The 532-nt window shown below is 51.7% G+C and carries 1 rRNA gene; it reads left to right on the top strand.

The features are described 5' to 3' along the window. Positions 1-532: ribosomal RNA gene (locus NF867_RS18275) — 23S ribosomal RNA — on the top strand; the annotation flags it as partial.

Below are 532 nucleotides of genomic sequence, written 5' to 3'. Positions count from 1 at the left end.
CCTCTAAACTTCAGATACAAGATACCCGTACCGCAAACCGACACAGGTAGTCGAGGAGAGAATCCTAAGGTGCTCGAGTGAATCATGGCTAAGGAACTCGGCAAAATGGCCCTGTAACTTCGGGAGAAGGGGCGCCCCTTAACGGGGGCCGCAGTGAAAAGGTCCAGGCGACTGTTTAACAAAAACACATGGCTTTGCAAAATCGAAAGATGAGGTATAAGGCCTGACACCTGCCCGGTGCTGGAAGGTTAAGAGGGGATGTTAGTCGCAAGGCGAAGCATTGAATCGAAGCCCCAGTAAACGGCGGCCGTAACTATAACGGTCCTAAGGTAGCGAAATTCCTTGTCGGGTAAGTTCCGACCTGCACGAATGGTGTAACGATCTGGACGCTGTCTCAGCCATGAGCTCGGTGAAATTGTGGTATCGGTGAAGACGCCGGTTACCCGCAACGGGACGGAAAGACCCCATGCACCTTCACTACAACTTAACATTGACATTGGGTACAGGATGTGTAGGATAGGCGGGAGATGTT

The sequence above is a fragment of the Solitalea agri genome (genome assembly GCF_023914155.1).
In the GTDB taxonomy this organism is placed as follows: Bacteria; Bacteroidota; Bacteroidia; order Sphingobacteriales; family Sphingobacteriaceae; genus Solitalea; species Solitalea agri.
Note: the sequence above shows the minus strand (reverse complement) of the source record. Positions and strands in the feature narration are given on the sequence as shown.